Origin of the sequence: Alistipes sp. CAG:268 (assembly GCA_000434235.1) — a bacterium.
GTDB classification, from domain to species: Bacteria; Bacteroidota; Bacteroidia; order Bacteroidales; family Rikenellaceae; genus Alistipes; species Alistipes avistercoris.
The window spans coordinates 38,884-64,267 of record FR891970.1 but is presented as its reverse complement, the minus strand read 5'-3'; the positions used below and the strand labels follow the sequence as shown (position 1 = coordinate 64,267).

24 protein-coding genes are annotated in these 25,384 nt (G+C 61.9%); 16 read left to right on the top strand and 8 right to left on the bottom strand.

Annotated elements, in window-relative coordinates:
• From QZL63_RS01350 to QZL63_RS01340, 3 genes are all read right to left on the bottom strand, one after another.
• Window positions 1-641, bottom strand: a 641-nt coding sequence (locus tag QZL63_RS01350) for an FKBP-type peptidyl-prolyl cis-trans isomerase N-terminal domain-containing protein (RefSeq protein ID WP_290585473.1), incomplete at its 3' end; no start/stop codon positions are given.
• Window positions 642-646: 5 nt separating this feature from the next.
• Complete coding sequence (gene nhaA, locus QZL63_RS01345; protein ID WP_022307562.1) at window positions 647-2,035, bottom strand: Na+/H+ antiporter NhaA; 1,389 nt, start codon at window positions 2,033-2,035, stop codon at window positions 647-649.
• Window position 2,036: 1 nt separating this feature from the next.
• Window positions 2,037-3,089 carry an agmatinase family protein gene (locus QZL63_RS01340; protein WP_022307561.1) on the bottom strand — a complete coding sequence of 351 codons (1,053 nt, stop codon included), beginning with the start codon at window positions 3,087-3,089 and terminating at the stop codon, window positions 2,037-2,039.
• A gap of 82 nt (window positions 3,090-3,171) precedes the next feature.
• On the opposite strand from QZL63_RS01340, the gene QZL63_RS01335 reads away from it, so the two are divergent.
• The 8 genes from QZL63_RS01335 to QZL63_RS01300 all read left to right on the top strand — a co-directional run bounded on the left by QZL63_RS01335 (window position 3,172) and on the right by QZL63_RS01300 (window position 10,049).
• On the top strand, window positions 3,172-4,167 hold the full coding sequence (locus QZL63_RS01335; RefSeq protein WP_022307560.1) for a 4-phosphoerythronate dehydrogenase: 996 nt from the start codon (window positions 3,172-3,174) through the stop codon (window positions 4,165-4,167).
• A gap of 49 nt (window positions 4,168-4,216) precedes the next feature.
• Window positions 4,217-5,407 carry a quinone-dependent dihydroorotate dehydrogenase gene (locus QZL63_RS01330; RefSeq protein ID WP_022307559.1) on the top strand — a complete coding sequence of 397 codons (1,191 nt, stop codon included), beginning with the start codon at window positions 4,217-4,219 and terminating at the stop codon, window positions 5,405-5,407.
• A gap of 6 nt (window positions 5,408-5,413) precedes the next feature.
• The gene (locus tag QZL63_RS01325; protein ID WP_022307558.1) at window positions 5,414-6,682 is read left to right on the top strand and encodes a competence/damage-inducible protein A; all 1,269 of its coding nucleotides are present in this window, start codon (window positions 5,414-5,416) and stop codon (window positions 6,680-6,682) included.
• Between the two features lie 165 nt (window positions 6,683-6,847).
• Window positions 6,848-7,081, top strand: coding sequence for a 50S ribosomal protein L28 (gene rpmB / locus QZL63_RS01320; protein ID WP_022307557.1), 234 nt, complete (start codon window positions 6,848-6,850; stop codon window positions 7,079-7,081).
• A 13-nt stretch (window positions 7,082-7,094) separates the two neighbouring features.
• A complete protein-coding gene (rpmG, locus tag QZL63_RS01315) occupies window positions 7,095-7,277 on the top strand; it encodes a 50S ribosomal protein L33 (RefSeq protein WP_022307556.1) in 183 nt (60 codons plus the stop codon).
• A 10-nt stretch (window positions 7,278-7,287) separates the two neighbouring features.
• Window positions 7,288-7,446 carry a DUF4295 domain-containing protein gene (locus QZL63_RS01310; protein WP_022307555.1) on the top strand — a complete coding sequence of 53 codons (159 nt, stop codon included), beginning with the start codon at window positions 7,288-7,290 and terminating at the stop codon, window positions 7,444-7,446.
• 152 nt (window positions 7,447-7,598) lie between these two features.
• On the top strand, window positions 7,599-8,801 hold the full coding sequence (locus tag QZL63_RS01305) for a glycosyltransferase (protein ID WP_022307554.1): 1,203 nt from the start codon (window positions 7,599-7,601) through the stop codon (window positions 8,799-8,801).
• 6 nt (window positions 8,802-8,807) lie between these two features.
• The gene (locus tag QZL63_RS01300) at window positions 8,808-10,049 is read left to right on the top strand and encodes a glycosyltransferase family 4 protein (RefSeq protein WP_022307553.1); all 1,242 of its coding nucleotides are present in this window, start codon (window positions 8,808-8,810) and stop codon (window positions 10,047-10,049) included.
• A 93-nt stretch (window positions 10,050-10,142) separates the two neighbouring features.
• Here the strand turns inward: QZL63_RS01300 and QZL63_RS01295 are convergent, their stop codons facing one another.
• On the bottom strand, window positions 10,143-11,051 hold the full coding sequence (locus QZL63_RS01295) for a hypothetical protein (protein WP_290585463.1): 909 nt from the start codon (window positions 11,049-11,051) through the stop codon (window positions 10,143-10,145).
• A 212-nt stretch (window positions 11,052-11,263) separates the two neighbouring features.
• Between QZL63_RS01295 and ftsY the strand changes: the two genes are divergently transcribed.
• The 6 genes from ftsY (at window position 11,264) to QZL63_RS01265 (ending at window position 17,074) form a co-directional block, all read left to right on the top strand.
• Window positions 11,264-12,259, top strand: coding sequence for a signal recognition particle-docking protein FtsY (gene ftsY / locus QZL63_RS01290; RefSeq protein WP_022307551.1), 996 nt, complete (start codon window positions 11,264-11,266; stop codon window positions 12,257-12,259).
• On the top strand, window positions 12,246-13,544 hold the full coding sequence (rimO, locus tag QZL63_RS01285; RefSeq protein ID WP_022307550.1) for a 30S ribosomal protein S12 methylthiotransferase RimO: 1,299 nt from the start codon (window positions 12,246-12,248) through the stop codon (window positions 13,542-13,544). The genes ftsY and rimO overlap by 14 nt, the downstream gene beginning before the upstream one ends.
• 116 nt (window positions 13,545-13,660) lie before the next feature.
• Window positions 13,661-13,981: a hypothetical protein gene (locus QZL63_RS01280; protein WP_022307549.1), complete on the top strand. Its 321-nt coding sequence runs from the start codon at window positions 13,661-13,663 to the stop codon at window positions 13,979-13,981.
• An 83-nt stretch (window positions 13,982-14,064) separates the two neighbouring features.
• Window positions 14,065-14,364 (top strand): cell division protein ZapA, encoded by a 300-nt coding sequence (locus QZL63_RS01275; RefSeq protein ID WP_022307548.1) that lies wholly within the window; start codon window positions 14,065-14,067, stop codon window positions 14,362-14,364.
• A 454-nt stretch (window positions 14,365-14,818) separates the two neighbouring features.
• A complete protein-coding gene (rny, locus tag QZL63_RS01270) occupies window positions 14,819-16,366 on the top strand; it encodes a ribonuclease Y (protein WP_022307547.1) in 1,548 nt (515 codons plus the stop codon).
• An 84-nt stretch (window positions 16,367-16,450) separates the two neighbouring features.
• Complete coding sequence (locus tag QZL63_RS01265) at window positions 16,451-17,074, top strand: HD domain-containing protein (protein ID WP_022307546.1); 624 nt, start codon at window positions 16,451-16,453, stop codon at window positions 17,072-17,074.
• Window positions 17,075-17,193: 119 nt separating this feature from the next.
• Here QZL63_RS01265 and QZL63_RS01260 read toward each other — a convergent pair whose 3' ends face one another.
• From QZL63_RS01260 to QZL63_RS01250, 3 genes are read right to left on the bottom strand one after another with little or no spacing between them, the layout of a single operon-like run.
• Window positions 17,194-18,162 carry a dihydroorotate dehydrogenase-like protein gene (locus QZL63_RS01260; protein WP_022307545.1) on the bottom strand — a complete coding sequence of 323 codons (969 nt, stop codon included), beginning with the start codon at window positions 18,160-18,162 and terminating at the stop codon, window positions 17,194-17,196.
• An 18-nt stretch (window positions 18,163-18,180) separates the two neighbouring features.
• Complete coding sequence (gene gcvT / locus QZL63_RS01255; protein WP_022307544.1) at window positions 18,181-19,281, bottom strand: glycine cleavage system aminomethyltransferase GcvT; 1,101 nt, start codon at window positions 19,279-19,281, stop codon at window positions 18,181-18,183.
• 28 nt (window positions 19,282-19,309) lie between these two features.
• Window positions 19,310-20,509: a hypothetical protein gene (locus tag QZL63_RS01250; RefSeq protein ID WP_022307543.1), complete on the bottom strand. Its 1,200-nt coding sequence runs from the start codon at window positions 20,507-20,509 to the stop codon at window positions 19,310-19,312.
• Window positions 20,510-20,585: 76 nt separating this feature from the next.
• On the opposite strand from QZL63_RS01250, the gene QZL63_RS01245 reads away from it, so the two are divergent.
• On the top strand, window positions 20,586-23,591 hold the full coding sequence (locus tag QZL63_RS01245; protein ID WP_022307542.1) for a PEP/pyruvate-binding domain-containing protein: 3,006 nt from the start codon (window positions 20,586-20,588) through the stop codon (window positions 23,589-23,591).
• Window positions 23,592-23,671: 80 nt separating this feature from the next.
• Window positions 23,672-25,009, top strand: coding sequence for an NADP-specific glutamate dehydrogenase (gene gdhA / locus QZL63_RS01240; RefSeq protein WP_022307541.1), 1,338 nt, complete (start codon window positions 23,672-23,674; stop codon window positions 25,007-25,009).
• 103 nt (window positions 25,010-25,112) lie between these two features.
• On the opposite strand, the gene QZL63_RS01235 is transcribed toward gdhA, so the two are convergent.
• A partial coding sequence (locus tag QZL63_RS01235) for a cation transporting ATPase C-terminal domain-containing protein (RefSeq protein WP_290585460.1) occupies window positions 25,113-25,384 on the bottom strand: 272 nt, incomplete at its 5' end.

The following is a 25,384-nucleotide window of genomic DNA, read 5'->3' as shown; positions in this document are numbered from 1 at the left end:
AGCGTCGTGTTCGGGGCCACGCCGAGCTCCTTGTCGCCTTCGGCGCCGTAGGCCTCGGCCGAGGGTATCCACGACTCGATCCGGCCACCCCGGCCGATGAGTTTCACACTCTCCCGCACACCGGGACGCAGGTCGCGCAACTGCACGCGCAGCGTGTCGCCGCGCTCATAGGAGGAGTAGAGCTGCCGTCCGTCGGTCGTGGAGATGACATAGCGCACCTCGACGCTGTCGCGGTCCGAGGTCGGAATGCGTCCCTGATCTCCCACCTCGGTCACCGTATAGGTCACACCCGACGAGGTACGGGCATACGAACGGTTCGACGTGGCGATATCGACCAGGAACTGCTCCTCGTAGGCCCGCGCCTTTTCGGGCAGGGCATAATTGAGGTAGCTCAGGTAGAAAGTCTCGGCCTGCTCAACCGAGAGGCGCGTCTTGTCGCGGAAGACGTCGCGGATTCCCTCGCAGACGGCATCGACGTTGATCGTCGAATCCATCCGCTGGAGGTTCAAACCCACATTCATACCGATCACATAAGCCACCGAGTCGGTGTCCGAGGCGAGTTTCGCGCCTCCGCCCGAGTGCTTCGAGCAGGCTCCGGCCAGCAGTGCCAGCAGCGGGAGCAACCACACGTTCCGTTTCATATCGTTCAAGTCAGTTGTTTGTTCCGTTTACCGAAGATCCATATTAATAAGGTACCCAACACGGCGGCCGCTGCCGAACCCATCAGGATGGCGATCTTGCCGCGGTCGATGAGCGCCACATCGGAGAATGCGAGCGAATCGACGAAGAGCGACATCGTGAAGCCGATGCCGCCCAGGCAGGCCACCGCCAGCAGCATCCGCCACGAAGCCCCTTCGGGCATGGCAGCCAGCCCCATCTTCACGGAGATCCACGCCGCAAGGAATATGCCCAGCGGCTTGCCCACGACCAGTCCGAAGAAGACCCCCATGCCAATCGACCCGATCTCGGGCGAATGGGCGAAGATCCGGAAATATTCGGGCGAGGCGATGCCGACCCCGGCATTCGCCAAGGCAAAGATCGGCATAATGAGGAAGGTTACATAGGGAGCCAGCGCCTCCTCCAGCCGGTAGGACATCCCGACCGAGCGGGAGGACAACTGCCTGACGCGGCGCAGGCAGGCCCGCTGTTCCTCGTCGGGGAAATCGTCCCCGGAGGTTGCAATCGACTCGAAAGCCCCCTTCAGAGAGGCCATCTTGCGGACGAAATACTCCTTTCCGTAGCGCGGCTCCATCGGGATGAGCATGGCCATCGCCACCCCCGAAAGGGTCGAGTGCACCCCCGAGTAGTAGAACAGTCCCCAGATGATGACTGCCGGGACCAGATAGAAACCCATCCGCTTCTCACCGAGGCGCTTCATACCGTAGACCAAAGCCATGACCGCCAAAGCCGCAAGCAGGTAGCCCAACCGCACCTCGCCCCCGTAAAAGAGGGCGATGACCAGAATGGCACCGAGGTCATCGGCGATGGCCAGTGCCGTAAGAAAGATCTTGAGCGAGACCGGCACGCGATCGCCAACCATCGAGAGGATGCCCACGGCAAAGGCGATGTCGGTCGCCGTCGGGATTCCCCAGCCGTTGGCCGCGGCCGTACCGTGGTTGAAGAGCGTGAAGACAAGTGCCGGCGCAAGCATGCCGCCGAGGGCGGCCACCACCGGGAGGATGGCCTGCTGGCGGGTCGAGAGCCGGCCGCAGACGATTTCGCGTTTGATTTCCAGCCCTACCGAGAAGAAAAAGACGACCATCAGACCGTCGTTGATAAACTTCTCGACGGTCATCCCGCGGGGGAAGATCCAGTCGATCACCCCTTCGGGCGAATGGACCATCGCCGAGAGTTCGGTCTCGAGCAGATGGTGGTAGTAGAGCGCCGTGGCGGGGAGATTGGCCAGCAGCATGGCGATGGCGACACACGTCAGCAGCACCACGCCCCCGGCCCAGGGAGCCTGCATGAACCGGCGCACGCCGAAGACCACGCTCCTCAACCGCCGGATCCAGCCGAATCGGGTAAAGATCCCCATCCTACCGCTGCGGGTTTTCGGCGTGCGACCGCAGGGTCAGCCCGCACAGTTTCCACAAGATGCGCGCTCCGGTGATGGCGTCGATCCGGTCGTCGGACGCAGGCGTCACCTCGACCATGTCGAAGCCGATGATGCGGCGTCCCGAGCGCACGACCTCGGCCAGCAGCCAGACCGCCTGGTTGAAGGTCAGGCCGCCCGATACGGGCGTCCCGGTGTGGGGGCAGTTCTCGAACGAGAGTCCGTCGATGTCGAAGCTGACATAGACCTCGTCGGGCAGCGCGGCCACGATCTTCCGGCACTGTTCGCTCCAGGTCACTCCGTCGAAGGCCGCACCGGCCAGCGACAGGTCGTCGAAAGTCGAGATCCGGGCATCGGAAGCGGCGCGGGCAGCCTCCCCGGCGCTGAAGTCGCGTACGCCGACCTGCACCAGGCGCGACACCTGGGGCACGTCGCGCAGCACGTTGAACATGATCGAGGCATGCGAATATTCGAACCCTTCGTAGGCCTCCCTGAGGTCGCAGTGGGCATCGATGTGCAGGATACCGAACGACGCATGCCGCCGGCCGAGGGCGCGGATCAGCCCGTAGGGGGTCGAATGGTCGCCACCGACCAGCCCCACCGTCTTGCCCGCATCGAGCCAGCGCGAAGCCTGCTCCTCGATGTTGGCGTTCATCGCCGCACAACCCTCGTTCACGCGCCGCAGCTTGCGCACAACGTATTCGTCGTCGGGCGAACCGCCGCCCTCGAGGTGGTCGATCACCCGCGAGGCATCGACCCGCAGCCGCTGCGACGATTCCTGCAGGGCATAGTCCACGTCGGCCGTGGCGATGCCGCGGCGCCAGGCCCCGGGGGCCAGCGGATCGTGGAAGTCGAGTTGCGTCGAAGCCTCGATGATCGCATCGGGGGCATAGGCCGTACCGGCACCGTAGGAGACCGTCACGTCCCAGGGGGCCGAAACAAGCACCAGTTCCGCCGTCTCGGGATCGAACGGAAGACCGAAATAGGTCCCGTTGTCCACGCCGACGCCGTCCGGATCGAAGGTTTTCTGTTCCATATCAGTCGTTTTAAATAACAAAGGTACAAAAATTTTAAAATTTCCCTATATTTGTCCACCCCAAAGCAAAGAATCGCATGCCATGAAGATCATCGCCGACTGCGCCATACCCTTTCTGGAGGATGTGCTGACGCCCTTCGCCGAAGTGGTCCGGATCGCCGGCAAGGCCATCACGGCCGCCGACGTCCGCGATGCCGACGCACTCATCGTCCGTACCCGAACGCGCTGCGACGCCCGGCTGCTGGCCGGCTCCCGCGTGCGGATGATCGCCACGGCCACCATCGGGTTCGACCACATCGACCTCGGATGGTGCGCCGCACACGGCATCCGTGTCACGACCGCCGCCGGATGCAACGCCCGCGGCGTGCTGCAATGGATCGGCGCCGCGCTGGTTCACCTGGCCCGCGTGCAGGGCTGGCAGCCGGACGGCAGGACACTCGGCATCGTCGGAGTGGGCCACGTCGGCTCGCTCGTCAAAGAGTATGCCGAGGCGTGGGGCTTCCGCGTGCTCTGCTGCGACCCCCCGCGCGAAGAGCGCGAGCGCCTCGGGTTCCTGCCGCTGGAAGAGGTCGCCGCGCAGGCCGACCTGCTGACCTTCCACACACCCCTCGACGAAACGACCCGCCACCTGGCCGACGAACGCCTGCTCGGCATGCTGCGACCGGACGCGGTCGTCATCAACACCTCGCGGGGCGAGGTCGTGGACGGAGAGGCCCTCGTGCGGAGCGGCCACCCCTGCGCCCTCGACGTCTGGGAACACGAACCGGCCATCGACCGCACGCTGCTCGACCGGGCCCTGATCGCCACCCCCCACATCGCCGGCTACTCCGAACAGGGCAAGGCCAACGCCACGGCCATGTCGGTCGATGCGCTGGCCCGCCATTTCGGCCTGCCCCTCACCGGGTGGTATCCCCCCGAAGCAGCCCCCTCCACCCCACGCCCGATCTCATGGCAGGAACTCTGCCGCACCATCGGCGGAGCCTTCGACATCGAGGCCGAAAGCCGCCGGCTGAAGGAGAACCCTACGGATTTCGAAGCCCTGCGCGACCATTACGCCTACCGCCGCGAATATTTTTAGCGGAATCCGTTCTTTTTTCGTATTTTTGCCCGTCCGTAAACATGCAAACATGTACCAGCGCATCATAAAACCGGTCCTCTTCTCGCTCACCATCGAGCGGGCGCACCGGGCCGTCCTGCTCCTGTTGCGGTGCATCGGGTTGATCCCCGGAGGCCGCTGGCTGCTGCGCAAATGCTATGCCGAGGCGCACCCGTCGCTCGAGCGCGAGGTCTTCGGCATCCGCTTCCCGAACCCTGTCGGACTGGCCGCCGGCTTCGACCGCAACGGCGAGGCGATCCGGGAGCTCTCGGCCCTCGGGTTCGGATTCGTCGAGATCGGCACCGTCACACCCCGCCCGCAGGGCGGCAACCCGCGGCCGCGCGTCTTCCGCCTGCCCAGGGACCGGGCAATCATCAACCGCATCGGCCTCTCGAACCACGGACTCGAAGCCATGATCCGGCACCTGCAGCGCAACCGCGGCAAGGGAATCGTGGGCTGCAACATCGGCAAAAACACCGACACGCCGCCCGAAAATGCCGCGGCCGACTACCTGAAGGCGTTCCGCAGCCTCTACCAGTACGCCGATTATTTCACGGTCAATATCAGTTGCGACAACTCCTGCCGCGAAGAGTTTTCGCACACCCCGGAACACATCCTGCAGATTCTCGGACCGCTCTTCGACTTCCGCCGCGGCCAGAGCGAGTACCGGCCGATCATGCTCAAGATCTCGCCCGACCTGAGCGACGAGGAGATCGACCGCATCACCGACGTGATGACCTCTTCGCCGCTCGACGGCATCGTGGCCACGAACGGCACCCACCTCCGCCAGGGGCTGCAGACGAGTCCCGAGGCGATCGAGACGATCGGCAGCGGCCGGCTCAGCGGCGCACCGCTCACCCGGCGCACCATCGAGATCGTACGTCGGATCCATACCCGCTCGGGCGGCACCTACCCCATCATCGGCGTGGGCGGCCTGATGACCCCGGACGACGTCCGGGCCATGCTCGACGCCGGAGCCGACCTCGTGCAGCTCTACACGGGATACATCTACGAAGGGCCGAAACTCGTCCGCGAAATCTGCCGGGCGCTGATCGACGACGCCGGCGGTAAGGCCCACGCACAGGTCTCCGAGACGCCGGACGCCGCACCGGTCCCGCAAGCCGCAGAGCCCGCTCCCGCGGCATCGGACAAAGGCGGCGAGGCGGCCGAAACGCAGCCCGACACGACGGAATCCGGCAAGGACTCCGCCTCCAACGCATAATCCGTCATGAAAGCAACCATTCTTACGATCGGCGACGAGATCCTGATCGGACAGATCGTGGACACCAATTCGGTCTCGATCGCCAAACACCTCAACGCGGCGGGAATCGTCGTCCGCGAAAAGATCTCGATCGGAGACGACCGCACGCAGATCCTCGACACTGTCTCGCGCGCCCTGCACGGCTCCGAAGTCACCGTCATCACCGGCGGCCTCGGCCCCACGAAGGACGACATCACCAAGAAGACCCTCGCCGAACTCTTCGGCTGCGGCATGCACTACGACGAGACCGTGGCGGCCCACGTAGAGCGGATGCTCACCGCGCGCGGCATCGACTTCAACGAACTCAACCGTTCGCAGGCGCTCGTCCCCGATGCCTGCACGGTGCTCTTCAACGCCCACGGCACGGCCCCGGGCATGTGGTTCGAACGCGACGGACACGTCGTCGTCTCGCTCCCGGGCGTCCCCTACGAGATGGAACACCTGATGCAGGACGAGGTGATGCCCCGCCTGAAGGCCCGCTTCTCGCTGCGGCAGATCGTCCACCGCACGATGATCACCGCCGGGCTGCCCGAATCGATGCTCGCCAAACGGATCGAGGCATGGGAGAATGCCCTGCCGCCCTACCTCAAGCTGGCCTACCTGCCCAACCCGGGCGCCGTGCGGCTGCGCCTGTCGGCCTACGAGGTCGAGGGCGAGAGTGTCGCCCGCGAGATCGAACGGCAGTTCGAGGCGCTGCGCCGCATCATCCCCCACAACGTGCTGGGATACGAGACGGCCACGATGCAGGAGCTCGTCCACCGAATCCTCACCGAGCGCCGCCAGACGCTCGCCACGGCCGAGAGCTGTACAGGCGGGGTAATTGCCTCCCGTTTCACGGCCGGGGGATTTGCCTCCCGTTTCACGGCCATGCCGGGAGCCTCGGCCTACTTCCTCTGCGGCGTGGTATCGTACAGCAACGAGGCGAAGATCCGCGTGCTGGGGGTCGATGCCGACACGATCGCCCGTTACGGCGCCGTCAGCGAGCAGGTGGCGCGCCAGATGGCCGAAGGGGTCCGCCGCGTGGCCGGTGCGGACTACGCCATCGCCACGACGGGAATCGCCGGACCGACAGGAGGCTCGGCCGAGAAACCCGTCGGTACGGTTTGGATCGCCGTGGCCACCCCCGCCGGAACCGTCGCCCAGTGCCGCCAGTGCGGCACCGACCGCGGCCAGATCATCGACCGCGCCTCGGCATTCGCCATCGGGCTGCTGCGCGACTCCCTCAACGGAGAGTGACCCGGCAGCCGCCGGGAGCGGGTCGCCCGGAGCCGTTCGGACCGGCACCGACGGGCCGCGGTATCCGGGAATCGAAAAAAAAGGCGGGCGCTTTTGCTATTTGCCGAAAAGGTTGTATATTTGCACTCCCTTAAAAAGGGTTTTAACCTAACATTCAAACAAAAAATGAAAGTTTGCGAAATCACAGGCAAGGTAGCGATCGTGGGAAACAATGTTTCGCACTCGCACCACAAGACCAAGCGCAAATTCAGTCCGAATCTGAAAACCAAGCGCTTCTGGTCTGAGGAGGAAGGCCGCTGGATCACCCTGAAGGTATCGGCCGCCGGTATGAAAACGATTAACAAGAAGGGTCTCGCCGTCGCCCTGCGCGAAGCTGCAGCCCCCAAGAGCTTGTACTAAAAACCAGTAACAAATGGCAAAGAAAGGCAACAGAGTCCAGGTTATTCTGGAGTGCACCGAACAGAAAGCGAGCGGCGTTCCGGGAATGTCCCGTTACATCACGACCAAGAACAAGAAAAACACGCCCGACCGTCTGGAGCGCAAGAAGTACAATCCGTTCCTGAAGCGGGTAACCGTTCACCGAGAAATCAAATAGTTAGAGCTGTATGGCAAAGAAAGTAGTCGCAACACTGAAAACCGGCACGGGTAAGCAGTTCACCAAGTGCATCAAGATGGTCAAGTCGGAGAAGACGGGCGCCTATATGTTCAAGGAGAGCGTCGTTCCCAACGACCAGATCAAGGAGTTCTTCGACGAGAAGAAATAAGTATTTGAGAGTCCCGCACTCTTAAATACAAAGGGCACCCTTCGGGATGCCCTTTGTATTTTTCCGGCATACGGGCCCGGCAACAGAGAGGAAGATTTGCTTATCCGGATTAAAACAGATACCTTTGAAAAAAATAACGCTCGCGACACTCCATGCAAGTCAGAACCATCGCCTACTACCATTGGATATTCCCGGCCGGGGGAGCCGAGACCGTGACCTGCAATCTCGGTAGATTCTTCGAGACACAAGGTCTCCGGCAAATCATATATACCCGCAAACTGGTACGCGAACTGCTGACCGACGAATTGCAACGACGGTTCGACATCCGCGAATTGCCCGAATCGCAATCGGGAGCCACGCCGAAGAACACACGATACATCTGCGCCTCGCTGCAACAGGAGCAGGTCGACATACTGATCGCACAAGGTGCCACCGACTTCCCATTCCAAGAGATTCACAACACTTGCAGTACGAAGATCGTCTACTGCCTGCACAATAGCCCTTTCTGGGAGGTGTTCGACCTCAAGCACCAGCGTGCGGCAGATCGTCCCTACCTCAAGCCGTGGCAGAAGCTGGAGTTCACCCTCATCCGCAAACCGCGCTACCGGCTCACCAACCATCTCGAACGCCGCTTTACCAAATTCTACATCCGGCTGTTGCAAAACGTTGATCGGTTCGTCACGCTCTGCCCGGCCTACCGGGACGACTTCAAGCAGCGCATCCTCCGATCCGGCCTGCCGGGCAGCGAGTCGATCCCCGAGCATCGGTTTGCCGCCGTGTTCAACCCGATGCTGCCGGCCGAGGAGCCCGTCGATACGCCGAAGGAGAAGGTAGTCCTCTACGTCGGCCGGTTCCAACGCTGCCACAAACGGGTAGACCGCCTGCTGAAGGTGTGGAAGATCGTCGAACGCCGCATCCCCGAATGGAAACTGATCGTCGTAGGCGACGGCGACGAACGCGCCGACTTGGAACGGCAGGCCCGCCAGTCAGGACTCCAACGCATCGAATTCGCCGGATACCGCCACGACGTGGCGACCTTCTACCGCCGGGCTACGTTCGTCTGTCTGACTTCGAATTTCGAGGGCATGCCGATGTGTTTCACCGAGGGGCAGCAATACGGGTGTATCCCCGTCTCGTTTGATTCCTTTGCCGGTATCCACGAAATCACCCGCAACGGAGCATGCGGCATCGCCGTCCCGGCGTTCCATATCCGGAAATATGCCGCAGCCCTCGAGGCCGCCATGCGCAACGAAGAGCTGCAACAACGTATGCGCACCGTATGTCACGAAGCGACACAACGCTATGATCTGGACAACATAGGGGCCGAATGGCTCCGCCTCTTCAAGGAACTCTGACCCGCAATGAAAAAGAAAATAGCATTCGTCATCATCCGCTACGGTGCGGATGTCAATGGTGGGGCCGAACTCCACTGCCGCATGCTGGCAGAGCGTCTGGTTTCTTACTACGATGTGGAGGTGCTCACCTCGACGATCCGCATCTTCGGAAACCCGGAGCGGGACTACCCTGCCGGCATCGAAACGGAGAACGGAGTCTCCGTCCGCCGCTTTCCCGCACAACCCGTAGACGGGGCCAACTACGGACTCTTCCGAAACCGGTGCAAACGAGCCCGCCGCCTGCGGCAATACCTCCATGCCGTCGGCCTGCTCCGCCCGATCAGTTCGCTCCACCCGATCTGGACGTTCGGGACCGAGCAGGAACTCCGCTATTTCCTGTCGCAAGAGGGACATACACCCGAACTGCTGGAACACATCGCCGCCCATCACGAAGAGTACACCGCATTGATCTTCATGAACTTCTACTACGGGCAGGCCGTATTGGGTTCAGTCATCGCCCCGGAGAAGAGCATTCTCGTACCGATGGCCCATCCCGACAAGCCGCTGTATTACAGCATGAATGCCCCGATGTTTACCCGCGTGCGACACATTGCGTTCAATACGCCCGCCGAAGAGCGGCTCTGCCGTAGTGTCTTTGGCCGGGCCATGGCACCGTGCAGCATACTCGGCTCCGGCATCGAGGAGGCAGCCCCGGCCGACTGGGAGCAGGTCCGCACCAAATACGGGCTTCCCGACAGGTACGTCCTCTATCTGGGGCGCGTCACGAAACCCAAAATCGACCAACTGTTGCCCAACTACGAGCGTTACCTGCGCCGCTACGGGAATCAACAGGCGGCATTGGTACTGACAGGCGGCATCGATCCCGACATCCGACGACCCGAGAACCCGTCGATCCTCTTCACGGGCTATGTCAGCGACGAGGAGAAGAGCGCGATTGTCCGCCACGCCACGGTGATGGTGAACCCCTCGCCGATGGAGAGCCTCTCGCTGCTGATGCTCGAAGCGATGCAGAACCGCATCCCGCTCCTCATCAACGGACGATGTGAGGTGATGAAAGACCATTGCAAACTGAGCGGCGCGGCTTGGTGGTACAACAATGCCGGAGATTTCTGCCGCAAGCTCCACCGGCTGCTCTCCGATCCGGAGTTGTGCCGCTCAATGGGCGAAAAAGGGCCGGACTATGTCCGCAAAAACTACGACTGGGAGGTGATCATCCCCAAACTCCGCGCGCTGATCGAGAGTATCTGACCCTGCGTCACCGGGGGCTTTCGAATGGTCAAAACGTATGAGGGGCGGCACCTTTGCAGGTTGCCGCCCCTCATACGTTTCGCAAAGGCCGCATCAGAACTTGTGCACGGCCCGAACGAGAAACTTGTTGTACTTCGGGATCTCGACCACGTAGGGCGGTTCGAGACTCGTATGCGACGTATAGGCGTTCTTCTCGTCCATCTCCGTCGAAGAGAAATAGTAGACCATCCGGTCCATCCGTTTACCGCCCGCATCCTTAAGTGCATCGTTGAACTTGTTGCGGGCCTGGCGATTGTTCTTCATGCGCGAACCGCCGTTGTAGTTGTGGCCGATCGTCAGCAATTCGTCGATCGAGGGAAGATACCATCCCTCCCCCTGCTCGCGGCACCACTTGAAGGCCGGGAAATCGTCCCACGAAAGGCCGTTGGCGGCGATATAGGCCTCGACCGTACGCATGTTCTCCTCGCCGTCGGTTCTGTTCCCGGCACCCACAGTCCGCAGGTCGGGCTTGCGGAACTCGCTCCACGTGAGGTAGATCTGCTCGAGCGAGATCACCAGGCCGTGGGTTCCCTCGTCTGAAACGATGCAAACCACGCCCTTCACGCCGTCGCGGTCGTATAGATCGCCGACCTCATAGCGCCGAAGCACATACTCCGGGGCAGGACGCGGCGCCTCGGCCTGCGGAGCGGCCTCCGTCTCGCCTGCAGCCTGCTCCTGCGCCTCGCCGGCGGACCGGGCCGGGGTCAGTGGCTCGGCCGGAACCTCCTTTGCATAATATTCCACCTCACCGTTGGCATAGCGGATATACCGGATCTCGGCCACGGGCAACACATAGGTCGGGCCGTCGGGATTCGAGAAACGCTTGTAACGCACCGCATCGGGCGAGATTTCGAGCACCCGGGCCTCGACCTGCGAGGCATCGGTCTTGACGATCAGATCCTGTGCCGCGGCCGTCATCGCACCACACCACACGGCAAAGAGCACAAACAGGAGTTTTTTCATGTTTTCACAGCATTATGTTCCATCCGACTTGCGGCCCGTGCTTTCCGGAAGGCCCCGGACAGCAATACCGGCCGCTTATCTTTGACAAAGATAACGTTTTTTTTGAAACTTTCTTGCTATCTTTGCCAAAGATAACCGCCCCGCACACGGGCCGCATCCGGAGTCCGTAGAGGAGAGCGATTCGCAGATGGGGTGAATACAGAAATTCAATTATGGGATTTTTCGACATTTTCAAAAAGAAACAGGATACGCCCTCCGTCGAGCAGGCCGCACGCAGCCAGGAGGAGCTGAACGCCGGACTGGAAAAGACCAAGACGGGACTCTTCTCGAAACTGGCCCGTGCCGTGGCAGGCCGTTCAACGGTCGATGCCGAGGTGCTCGACGACCTGGAGGAGGTGCTCATCTCGTCGGATGTCGGCGTGGAGACTACCGTGAAGATCATCCGCCGCATCGAGGAGCGCGTCGCCCGCGACAAGTACATGAACGCCTCGGAGCTGCAGTCGATTCTGCGCGAGGAGGTATCGTCCCTGATGGAGGAGGCCCACGGTTCGTCCGAACACTTCGGGCTCGACGCCCGCGAGGGCGAGCCCTACGTGGTCATGGTCGTAGGCGTGAACGGCGCCGGCAAGACCACGACGATCGGCAAGCTCGCCGCCCAGCTCACCAAGGCCGGGCGCAAGGTGTGGATCGGCGCCGCCGACACCTTCCGGGCCGCGGCCATCGACCAGCTCCAGGTGTGGGCCGACCGCGCCGGGGCGACGATGATCCGCCAGCAGATGGGCTCCGACCCCGCATCGGTGGCTTTCGACACACTCACCTCGGCCAAGGCCAACGGCGCCGACGTGGTGCTCATCGACACCGCGGGGCGGCTGCACAACAAGATCAACCTGATGAACGAGCTGACAAAGATCCGCAACGTCATGTCGAAGGTGATCCCCGGAGCCCCGCACGAGGTGATGCTCGTGCTCGACGGATCGACCGGGCAGAACGCCTTTGAGCAGGCCCGCCAGTTCACGCAGGCCACGCAGGTCACCTCGCTCACGATCACCAAGCTCGACGGCACGGCCAAGGGAGGCGTGGTGATCGGCATCAGCGACCAGTTCCACATCCCGGTCCGCTACATCGGCATCGGCGAAGGCATCGACCAGCTGCGCATCTTCGACCGCCGGGAGTTTGTCAAAGCACTGTTCGGCGATGAAAAAAATTAACGTCATCACGCTCGGCTGCTCGAAGAATACGGTCGATTCGGAGCACCTGATGGCCCGCCTTGCGGCGGCCGGTTACGAAGTCGTGTTCGACAGCGACCGCACCGACGCCAAGACGGTGGTGATCAACACCTGCGGATTCATCGGCGATGCCAAGCAGGAGTCCATCGACATGATCCTGCGTGCGGCGGCAGCCAAGCAGGCCGGGAAGATCGAGCGGCTGTTCGTCATCGGCTGTCTCTCGGAGCGCTATGCCGACGACCTGCGCACGGAGATTCCCGAGGTGGACGCCTACTTCGGAGCCCGGACCTGGGACGGCGTCGTACGCGCGCTCGAGGCCTCCGGGGAGCCGGAGCTGGCCACCGAACGGCTGCTTACCACCCCGAAGCACTACGCCTACCTGAAGATCTCGGAGGGCTGCAACTGGATGTGCGGCTACTGTGCCATCCCGCTCATCCGCGGCCCGCATGTATCCGTGCCGATGGAGACGCTCGAGGAGGAGGCGCGCAAGCTCGCCGCCCGCGGGGTCCGTGAGCTGATCGTCATCGCGCAGGACACGACCTATTACGGTATCGACCTCTACGGACGCCGCATGCTGGCCGAACTGCTGCGCCGGCTCTGCCGCATCGACGGCATCGAGTGGATCCGGCTGCACTACGCCTATCCGGCGGCCTTCCCCGACGACGTGATCGAGGTGATGGCCTCCGAGCCGAAGATCTGCAAATACCTCGACATCCCCTTCCAGCACATCTCCGACGCCCAGCTGGCGTCGATGCACCGCCGCCATACGAAGGCCGAGGCGATGGAGCTGATCCGCCGCCTGCGCGGGGCGATCCCCGACCTGGCGCTGCGCACGACGCTGTTGGTGGGTTACCCGGGAGAGACGGAGGAGGATTTCGCCGAACTCATGGAGTTCGTCCGCGAAGTGCGGTTCGAACGCCTCGGGGTCTTCGCCTACTCCGAGGAGGAGGGGACCTACTCGGCCCGCGAACTGCACGACGATGTTCCCGATGCCGTGAAGCAGGAGCGCGTCGAGCGGATCATGGCCCTGCAGAACGGCATCTCGCTCGAAAACAACAGCCGCCGCGTGGGCCGCACCGAACGGGTGCTCATCGACTCGCGCCAGGGCGACTTCTATGTCGGACGGACGCAGTACGACTCCCCGGAGGTCGATCAGGAGATCCTGATCCCGGCCGACGGGCGGCGCCTCATGCGGGGCCGTTTCTACAACGTGCGTATCGAGAGCGCCGCGGACTACGACCTCTACGGGTCTGTAATCGGCCGCTAAGGCCCTCCGGAAGCCTTGCAGGGCAGGCGTCGTCCGTACATAGTTTTCATATTTTTTGCTTTTTAGCGATCCTTTTCGTACCTTTGAAAGGCAAAAGGAACTTTACCCGTAGACCGATGGCCGACAAAAGCGTGATCTCCAACCTCGAAGCCCGGGTCCGGCAGTTGATCGAAGCCCATCGCAGGATGGCCGAGCACTGTGCGGAGCTGGAGGCGCAACAGGAGACGCTGCGGGCCGAGAAGCGCTCGCTTGAAAGGCGGGTGCGCGAGCTGGACGCCGAAGTGGCGCGCATGCAGCTCACCGAGGGTCTGGCGGGGGGATCCTCCAACCGGGAGAAAGCGCGGGCCCGTGTCAATCGCCTTATGCGGGAGGTGGACAAATGCATCGCGCTGGTCGGACAGGCGGCGGAGACAGCCGCAGACCGAAAGACCGAATAGGCCGGAACCAGACCGGGAATCGGGAGCCGGCGCTCCCCGATGATGCGACGAGACAGAGAGACCGAGTAAACGAAACGAAAACAATGGCGAAACAGGCGATAACCCTCAAGATAGCAGGCAAAAGCTACCCGTTCACGATCGAGAGCGGCAAAGAGGAGATGTATCGTTTGGCGGAGCGAGAGGTGAACAACTACCTCGCACTGATAAAACAGCAGAATATCCGCAACTGGACCGACATGGACTACCTGTCGATGACGGCTCTGAAGTTTGCAATTGCCGAGATCGGAATGCGACAGAGCCGCGAGTTGGGCGGCGAAGACCTTCAGCGTCTCGAGGCGCTGGATTCCGAAATCGAAGCCTGTCTCAACGATCCCAAGCTCTGACCGGCCAAACACAAGCCTCCCGGGAGGGTGCTGAACGGGAGGAAGAGAGACGGGAAGAGACGAAAGGAAAAAGGAGAGACAAAGAGAGAGACAGAAAAACAATAAGGTGCGGTTTTCCGGCATCCCCGGACAGGGGGGGGGAGAGAAAAACGGAACCGGAAAACGGCCGACGTTCTTGGACATACAAGGATCAATCTACCCGCATAGATTCCTTAAAGCTTTGCGAAACTGAACACTTTTTAAATTGGAGCAACTTACGACGTTTCAAAATCAGGCCTTGACCCCGCAAGAGGTGCGTACCGAGGTGCGCCGTTGGAAGATTGCGATTGCCGGAGCCTCCACACATGACAATCTTGCAGATTCGTCAAACAAGAATAAGGAATCCTATGCGGTTTTTTTTTGAACGATCAAAGAACCCTAAATATTAACACAAAGAAAAGAAAAGCAACGCAAGATGACTACCATCATTTTAACAGCCTGCATCTCTGCCGTGGCCGCCGTTGCGATCTACGCCCTCGTCACGAACCTCGTGGTCAAGACGTCGATCCGCAAGCGCCGCGAGGTCGCCCTCAAGGAGGCCGAGGCCGAAGGCGAGATGATCAAGAAGGAACGCATCCTGCAGGCCAAGGAGAAGTTCATACAGCTCAAGAGCGAGTACGACCGTCAGGTCAATGAACGCAACCAGAAGCTCGCACAGAGCGAGCAGCGCGCCAAGCAGATCGAGCAGAACCTCCAGAACCAGCAGCGCGAACTGGAAAACAAACACCGCGAAAACGACCGCCTGAAGGAGCAGATGCAGAACCAGCTCCAGATCCTCGAGCACAAGAAGGAGGAGGTCGATCAGATGATGCGCGAGCAGAACGCCCGCCTCGAGCAGATCTCGGGCATGAGTTCCGAGGATGCCAAGAACATCCTGATCGAGAACATGAAGGCCGAAGCCAAGAGCGAAGCCGCCTCGTTCATCAACGAGACCATCGAGGAGGCCAAGATGACCGCCTCGAAGGAGGCCAAGCGCATCATCGTGGCCTCGATTCAGCGCGTAGCGACGGAAACGGCCATCGAGAACGCCGTCACGGTGTTCAACATCGAGAGCGACGAGGTCAAGGGCCGCATCATCGGCCGCGAGGGCCGCAACATCCGAGCCCTGGAGGCCGCAACGGGTATTGAGATCATTGTCGATGACACCCCCGAGGCGATCATCCTCTCGGGCTTCGATCCCGTGCGCCGCGAGATCGCACGCCTGGCCCTGCACCAGCTCGTCACCGACGGCCGCATCCACCCCGCCCGCATCGAGGAGGTCGTAGCCAAAGTCCAGAAACAGATCGAGGAGGAGATCGTCGAGGTCGGCAAACGCACGGCCATCGACCTCGGTATCCACGGGCTCCATCCCGAGATGATCCGTCTGATCGGCAAGATGAAGTACCGCTCGTCCTACGGACAGAACCTCCTGCAGCACGCCCGCGAAACGGCCAACCTCGCAGGCATCATGGCCGCCGAGCTGGGCCTCAACCCCAAGATCGCACGCCGCGCCGGCCTGTTGCACGACATCGGCAAAGTGCCCGACGACGAACCCGAACTGCCGCACGCAATCATCGGCATGAAGCTCGCCGAGAAGTACAAGGAGAAACCCGAGGTTTGCAATGCCATCGGTGCCCACCACGACGAGGTCGAAATGTCGTCGCTCATCGCCCCGATCATCCAGGTCTGCGACGCCATCTCGGGCGCACGCCCGGGCGCACGCCGCGAAGTGGTCGAGAGCTACATCAAGCGTCTGAAGGAAATGGAGGATATCGCCCTGTCGTACCCCGGCGTGGTGAAGACCTACGCCATCCAGGCAGGCCGCGAGCTCCGCGTGATCGTCGGGGCCGACAAACTCTCGGATCAGGAGTCGGAGGGGCTCTCGCACGATATCGCCAAGAAGATCCAGGACGAGATGACCTACCCGGGACAGGTGAAGATCACCGTGATCCGCGAAACGCGCGCCGTATCCTACGCCAAGTAACACACGGCGCATACACCGGCCGTCCAACGCCGGACGAGAAGATCCCTCCTTTCGAAAAGGAGGGATTTTTCGTACCTTTGCCGCATGAACCGGGAACTCGAACAATACATCGAACGGACGGTCATCCCCCGCTACGAGGGATTCGACCGCGCACACGGCACGGAGCATGTCCGCACGGTCATCGCGCGCAGCCTGGCTCTGGCCCGCCACTACGACGTCAGCATCGAGATGGTCTACGCCGTCGCGGCCTATCACGACACGGGACTGGCGTTCGGAAGGGAGCGCCACCACATCGACGCCGGTCGGATCCTCTTCGAGGACCGGGAGCTCCGCCGCTGGTTCTCGGAGGAGCAGCTCCGCGTGATGCGCGAAGCGGTCGAGGACCACCGTGCCTCGTCGGACCACGCTCCACGGAGCATCTACGGGCGGATCGTGGCCGAAGCCGACCGCTGCATCGAACCGCTGACGATTCTCCGCCGGACGATCCAGTACGGACTGGCACACTACCCGCAACTCGACCGCCAGGGGCACTACGACCGCTTCGCGGAGCACCTGCGGAAGAAGTATGCCGACGGCGGCTACCTGCGGCTCTGGCTTCCCGAATCGGACAACGCACGGCGGCTCGAGGAACTTCGCGCATGGATCCGCACCCCGAACTCGCTGCGCGAGGCATTCGACCGGATCTTCGACGAGGAGAGCGCCGGCTGACCTGCGGCGCGACACCCCGATACGCCCCCCCTGAACAAAGAGACCCCCGAATGTCCGGCCGGACATTCGGGGGTCATTTCGCGATGATAGGGACCTCTGCGGCTCCTCCGGACAACAAACTACTCCACGCCGTGGGGGAAATACTTCATGTACTGCACACGCTGGTAGTGGTCGCCTTCGGCCGAGCCGTAATCCATGCGCCCGCGGAAAGCCTCGAGCGAATCGAACCCGTGGCGGGCGGCCCAGTCGTCGATGAAGCGGGAGATCTCGCCGATCACCTCATAGCCCGACTTGTGGATGGCCGAGCAGACCTGCACGGCCGAAGCGCCGCACAACAGCGCCTTGACGGCAGCCTCACCGTCGTGTACGCCCGTCGATACGGCAATGTCGAGTTGCGGGAGCACATGGGCGCAGAGCGCCGTGCTGCGCAGCACGTTGCGCAGTTCCCCGGCCTCGCTGAACGGGTCCCCGCTGACAAACGACATCTTCTCGATGTCGATATCGGGCTCGAAGAAGCGGTTGAAGAGCACCACGCCCCGGGCTCCGCGGGCCAGCAGGGCATCGCACACCGACAGCACGTTGGTCAGGCGCATCGGCAGTTTCACCGAAACGGGGACCTTCACCGCACCGGCCACCTTGCGCACGATCTCGGCATAGCCCTGTTCGAGCTGCACGGCATCGGCATGCCGGTCGGTAGGCAACAGGAAGATGTTCAGTTCCAGCGCCGAAGCCCCGGCCTGCTCCATCGACTGCGCATATTCGATCCAGGCCTCGCCGGCCCCCACGCAGTTGATGCTCGCCACGACAGGCACCCCCGTCGTTGCGGCGCGGCGCGTCAGCTCCAGGAACTCGCCCTTGTAGGCATCGCCGAGGTAACGCTCGAGGTATTCGCCGGCATCGCCGTATCCCTCCATGCGGTCGAGCGATGCCGCCTCACGGTAGATCTGTTCCTCGAAAATGGATTTCAGCACCACGGCACCGGCACCGTTGCTCACGCAGCGCTCGATGTGCTCCATCTTCGCCGTATAGGGCGAGCTGCTGACGATCACGGGGCTCTTCAGTTCGAGCCCGAGGTATTTTGCTTTCATCGTATCGTTTTTTCTGAATTAAATGAACGGTATCTTCACCACTTCGGCCTTGACGGGCTTCTCGCGGATCACCACCGCAATCTCCGTACCCGGCTTGGCATAGGCCGCAGCCACATAACCCAGACCGAAGCCCACCTTCATGCAGGGCGACATCGTTCCCGAAGTGACGTGGCCGATCGGCTCGCCCGACGGAGCGGCCAGGGTATATCCGTGGCGCGGGATGCCTCGCTCGACCATCTTGAAGCCCACCAGTTTGCGCGCAACGCCCTCGGCCTTCTGCCGCTCCATGAGCGGACGGTCGATGAACTCCTTGCCCTCGGCGAACTTGGTGATCCAGCCCAGGCCGGCCTCGATGGGCGAGGTCGTATCGTCGATGTCGTTGCCGTAGAGGCAGAAACCCTTCTCCAGACGCAGCGTGTCGCGCGCCCCGAGGCCGATGTTCTTCAGCCCGTACTCGGCTCCGGCCTCCCACAGGGCCTTCCACAACTTGTCGCCGTCCTCGTTGGCCACATAGATCTCGCAGCCGCCCGAGCCCGTATAGCCCGTGATCGAGAGGATCGCGTCGCAACCGGCGACAGGCATCTTGCGGAAGGTGTAGTACTCCATCTGCTCGACCGGCTCCGAGCACATCTTCTGCACGATCTTCATCGCCAGCGGACCCTGTACGGCGAGCTGGCAAATCTCGTCCGAAGCGTTGTAGAGCTCCTTGCCGCTGCCGGCCTCCATGCCGAAGGCCTTGCCCTGCTCGCAGATGTGGGCCCAGTCCTTGTCGATGTTGGCGGCATTGACGCAGAGCATGTAGGTCTCCTTGTCGATGCGGTAGACGAGGATGTCATCGACGATGCCACCCCGGCCGTTCGGCATGCAGGAATACTGCACCTTGCCGTCGTAGAGCTTTGCGACGTCGTTGGTGGTGATGCGCTGCAGAAGCGCCTCGGCCTTCGGGCCCTTGACCCAGATCTCGCCCATGTGGCTCACGTCGAAGACGCCCGCCCCGTTGCGGACGGTCATGTGCTCGTCGTTGATGCCCGTGAACTCGATCGGCATATTGTACCCCGCGAACTCGGCCATCTTGGCCCCCGCGGCGATGTGATACTTGGTGAATGCGGTAGTTTTCATGGTATGGTTTGTGTTTTCAGGTTTCCGGTTATTCGCGGCGCTTCACACCCAGGCGCGGGCAGCGCTTGAACTCCTTCTCGCGGTCGAACAGATAGCGGTAGGTGGTGTGCATCTTGTGCTTGGTGGCGCAGACGTAGGTCTCGATCATGCGGTTCATCACCGGGTTGAAATCGCCGATCCACGCCAGTTCCATCGACTTGTACTGGTTCTTGGTCATCTCGAGGAACTCGTAGTACTTGACCATGATGGCCGACTCGACGCCCCGCCCGTGGAACTCGGGCGCAATGCCGAAAATGATGCCGAAGATGCGGTCGCACGACTTGCGCACCTTCAGGTCCCAGAGCAGGCGCAGTTTCTGCCAGAGGCCGAACTTGCCGTTGAACTTCCCGATCAGACGGTTCAGGTCCGGGACGGTGATGAAGAAGCCGATGGGCTCCTCGTTGAAGTAGGCGAAGAAGATGATCCGGGGGTCGATGATCGGCTTCATCTCGCGGACCATCTCGATGGCCTCTTCGCGGGTCATGGGCTTCACGCCCGAAAAGAGTGCCCACGCCTTGTTGTAGATCACGCGGAAATCCTCGGCGGCCTCCTCCAGACGGTTCATGTCGATGTTCTCGACATGATAGCTCGCATCGAGGCGTCCGGCCCGGGCGAAGATCGACTTGTTGGCCTCCGAGGCATTGACGCGCCAGATATAGCTGTTCTGGTTGAAGTAGTTCCTGAAGCCGTAGTTCTCGAACAGCTCCTTGTAGTAGGGCGGATTGTAGGGGTTCTTGTAGAGGGGCTGGAACTCGTAGCCCTCGACCAGAAGGCCCCACCAGTCGCGACGCTGGCCGAAGTTGATCGGGCCGTCCATCGCCTCCATGCCGCGGCTTGCGAGCCACATGCGGGCGGCATCGAACATCAGGTCGGCCACCTGCTGGTCCTCGATCGACTCGAAGAATCCGCAGCCTCCCGTGGGCTGCTCCTCGAGTGCCGCCTTTTCGCGGTTGTAGAAGGCGGCGATACGGCCTACCACCTCGCCGCGGGCGTCGCGGACCACCCAGCGGATCGCCTCGCCGTCGGCGAAGAGTTCGTTCCGGGCCGGGTCGAAGACCTCGCGCAGGTCGTCATCGAGCGGGCAGACCCAGTTGCGGTTGCCGCGGTAGATCCGTTTGGGGAGGTCGAGCCACTCGCGTTCGAGCGCCGGCGTCGTAACCTCCTGCAGCGTGTATTTCTCCTTGCTCATCGTTTTCGTTTTTTCCGATTTCAAAGGTAAGAATTTTTTCCTTATTTTTGTTCAAGGATCCAAAAACAGCATCACAATGGCCAAAAGTCTCGAACAATACATGCCCGACGAGAGCCGAACCCACTACCGGTTCATGAAATACCGCATCCACAAGATCCTGCTCGTCTGCTGCAGCTACGACGGCTACATCCTCGAGGAGGACGGCCACATCGAATCGCAGATCAATCAGGAGTATCTGGACCTCAACATGTCGAATCCGCCCTCGTTCACGCGCGTGAGTTCGACCCGCGAGGCGCTCGAGGCGCTGGCCGAGGACGACTCCTACGACTTCATCCTGACGATGTACAACGTCGGCGAACCCGACGTCTTCACCTTTGCCAAACTCGCCAAGGAGCGCCACCCGCAGATCCCAATCGCACTGCTGACCTCCTTCTCGAAGGACATCTACCGCCGGCTCGGGGAGCAGGACCGCTCGGGACTCGACTACATCTTCTGCTGGCACGGCAACACGGACCTGATCATCGCCATCATCAAGCTCGTCGAGGACAAGATGAACGCCGAGGAGGACATCTCGGTCGGCGGCGTGCAGGCGATCCTGCTCGTCGAGGACTCGATCCGCTTCTACTCGACCTACCTGCCCGAACTCTACAAGCTGATCCTGCTGCAGAACACCGAGTTCCTGAAGGACGCCTTCAACGAGCAGCAGCAGGTACTCCGCAAACGGGCCCGGCCCAAGATCCTGCTGGCCCGCTGCTACGAGGAGGCCGTCGAGCTCTACGACCGCTACAAGCAGAACCTGCTGGGAGTAATCTCCGACGTGGGGTTCGTCCTGCACCGCGAGGATCCGGCCGAGAGCGAGAAGCCCGACGCCGGCATCGACCTCTGCCGCCGCATCAAGAACGACAACCCGCTGATGCCCGTTCTGCTGCAGTCCTCGCAGACGGCCTTCAGCGAGCAGGCCGAGGCGCTCGGCGCCGGATTCATCGCCAAGAACTCCAAGACACTGCTCTCGCAGCTGCACGACTACATCGACCGCGAGTTCGCCTTCGGCGACTTCGTCTTCGAGGACCCCGCCACGGGCGAGGAGATCGGCCGGGCCAGGGACCTGGCGCAGATGCAGGAGATGATCGCCTCGATCCCCGACGAAGCCTTCGAGTACCACACCTCGCAGAACCACCTCTCGAAGTGGCTCTACTCGCGCGGCCTCTTTCCGCTGGCCGCCTCGATCCGCCAGTACAACAAGAGCCACTTCACGTCGGTCGAGGAGCACCGCCGCGTGCTGGTGAACCTCATCCGCGACTACCGCACGCTGCTCGGGCAGGGCGTCGTGGCACGCTTCGATGCCGAGACCTACTCCGACGCCATCGCCTTCGCCCGCATCGGCGAAGGTTCGCTCGGCGGCAAGGCCCGCGGCCTGGCATTCATGAACTCGATGCTCATCAAGTACCGCCAGTACGACAAGCACGAAGGCGTGCGCATCATGATCCCCCGGTCGGTGGTCATCGCCACGGAATATTTCGACGAGTTCATCCGGATGAACGGACTGCAATACGTCGTCTCGCAGGAGTTCTCCGACGAAGAGATCCTCTCGGAGTTCGTCTCCTCCTACGTGCCGCCCCGCCTGCAGCAGGAGCTCAAGGCCTACATCCGCACGGTGCGCACGCCGCTGGCCGTGCGCTCGTCGTCGAAACTCGAGGACTCGCACTACCAGCCCTTCGCCGGCATCTACTCGACCTACATGATCCCCTTCACGAAGAACGAGGACCAGATGCTGCGCCTGCTGCTGCGCGCCGTCAAGAGCGTCTACGCCTCGGTCTACTTCGCCGCATCGCGGGCCTACATCCAGACCTCGCAGAACCTCATCTCGGAGGAGAAGATGGCCGTCATCATCCAGGAGGTGTGCGGCACGGAGCAGGACGGGCTCTACTTCCCGACCTGCTCGGGCGTGGCCCGCTCGATCAACTACTACCCGATCGGCGACGAGCGGCCCGAAGACGGAGTCTGCAACGTGGCGATGGGTCTGGGCAAACTCGTGGTGGACGGCGGGCGCACACTGCGCTTCTCGCCCCGATACCCGCAGAAGGTGCTGCAGACCTCGACCCCCGAACTGGCGCTGCGCGACACGCAGAACGAGGTGCTGGCCCTGAGCCTCAGCCCCGAGGAGTTCCGCACGTCGATCGACGACGCGGTGAACCTTCACCGGCTCAACGTCCGCGAAATCGACGGGATGCGCAACGCTCGCTTCGTCTGCTCGGTCTGGGACCGCGAGAACGAGCGCATCTCGGACAGCCCCTTCGACCGCGGCCGCAAGGTCATTACCTTCAACAACATACTCAAGTACAACACCTTCCCGCTGGCCGAGATCGTTTCGGACATCCTCCGCATGGGCACCGAGGAGATGCGCTGCCCGGTGGAGGTCGAGTTTGCGGTGAACATGGATGTCCCGGCCGGACAGCAGCAGATCTTCAACCTGCTGCAGATCCGACCGATCATCGACAACCAGGACAACCGCCCGATCGACTGGAGCAGCGAAACGCCCGACCATGCACTCATCTACGGCGAGCAGGCCCTCGGCATCGGCCGCATGAACGACATCTCGGACATCGTCTACGTGAAAACGCCGATGTTCGACTCGCTCGCCACGGAGAAGATCGCTGACGAACTGCTCGCGCTAAACGCCCGGATGCGCGACGAACAACGCACCTATATATTGGTAGGCCCGGGCCGCTGGGGGTCGTCGGACCCGTTCCTGGGCGTCCCGGTCAAGTGGACCCACATCTCCGAGGCAAAGGTGATCGTCGAGTGCGGCATCGAGCGGTTCGACGTCGAGCCCTCGCAGGGCACGCACTTCTTCCAAAACGTCACCTCGCTGGGCGTAGGATACCTGACTATCAACCCCTTCCGCGGCGACGGCATTTTCCGCGAGGATCTGCTCGACGCCCGCAAGGCCCTCTACGAAGGCACCTACCTGCGGCACGTGCGCTTCGACCGCCCGCTGTGGGTCTGCGTGGACGGCCGTTCGAACCGGGGAATGGTTCGCGAAACGGCCCCCGGGGAGGAGGAACATAAAAAATCAAAATAATTTTACCCTGCGGAGTAACAAACCATAAGAAATATTCTTATATTTGTAAACAGATCGAACAACCTTAAACAACTTCAACTATGAACGTAAACAAACTTATGGCGGAACTCGAGCGCAAGCACCCCGGCGAAAGCGAATACCTGCAGGCCGTGCGCGAGGTTCTGATGACCGTGGAAGAGACTTACAACCAGCACCCCGAATTCGAAGCCAACCGCATCGCGGAGCGTATCGTCGAGCCCGACCGCAGCTTCACGTTCAAGGTCGTATGGGTAGACGACAAGGGCGAGGTGCAGGTCAATACCGGCTACCGCTTCCAGTTCAACAACGCCATCGGCCCCTACAAGGGCGGTCTGCGTTTCCACCCCTCGGTGAACCCCTCGATCCTGAAGTTCCTCGGCTTCGAGCAGATCTTCAAGAACGCACTGACGACGCTGCCGATGGGCGGCGCCAAGGGTGGTTCGGACTTCAACCCCAAGGGTAAATCGGACCGCGAAGTAATGCGCTTCTGCCAGGCCTTCATGACCGAGCTGTGGCGCCACATCGGTCCCGAGACCGACGTTCCGGCCGGTGACATCGGCGTGGGCGGCCGCGAGATCGGCTACCTCTACGGCATGTACCGCAAGCTGGCACGCGAGAATACGGGCGTACTGACGGGCAAGGGCATGACCTACGGCGGTTCGCTCATCCGTCCCGAGGCCACGGGCTTCGGCGCCGTCTACTTCCTGCGCCAGATGCTCGAGAAGGCCGGCATGGACATCAAGGGCCAGACGATCGCCATCTCGGGCTTCGGCAACGTCGCCTGGGGCGCCGCAACGAAGGCCACGGAGCTGGGTGCCAAGGTCGTGACGATCTCCGGTCCCGACGGCTACATCTACGACGCCGAGGGCCTCAACAAGGAGAAGATCGCCTACATGCTCGAGCTGCGCGCTTCGAACAACGACGTGGTGGCTCCCTATGCCGACAAGTTCCCCGGAGCACAGTTCATCCCGGGCCGCAAGCCGTGGGAGGTGAAGGTCGATATCGCCATGCCGTGCGCCACGCAGAACGAGCTTGACGGCGAGGATGCCAAGAAGCTGCTGGCCAACGGCGTGAAGATCGTGGCCGAGGTTTCGAACATGGGTTGCCGCCCGGAGGCCATCGACGCCTTCATCGCGGCGAAGATCCCCTACGGACCGGGCAAGGCGGTGAACGCCGGCGGCGTCGCCACATCGGGCCTCGAAATGACGCAGAACGCACAGAAGCTCAACTGGACGGCCGAGGAGGTCGATGCCAAGTTGCACCAGATCATGTCGTCGATCCACCACGCCTGCCTCGAGTACGGCACGGAGAAGGACGGCTACATCAACTACATGAAGGGCGCCAACATCGCCGGCTTCATGAAGGTGGCCAAGTCGATGGTCGAGCAGGGCATCCTGTAGTCCGCCGTACGGATCCATACGAAAAGATCGCCGCAACCTTCGGGTTGCGGCGATCTTCTTTTACCGGAGTCGGAACCGATCAGCAAACGACACAGGTATTTATTCACCTCCGCCGCAGCGCACGCACGGCCTCGCCGCCGAAGGCAATGAGCGACGTAAGACCGATCACAGCCGCCCATTCGCCCCATGTGAGCGGTACGGTACGGAACACGGGACCGCCGAACTCGACGATGAGCACCTGGCCGACACCTATGGCGGCAAGGATGAGGAAAAACTCCCGACAGCCCTTCAGGCAGGTGAAGACCGAATGGCGGGTTTCGAACCCTTTGGCGTTGAACATGTTCCAGAACTGAAGGAAGACGAACGTCGAGGAGG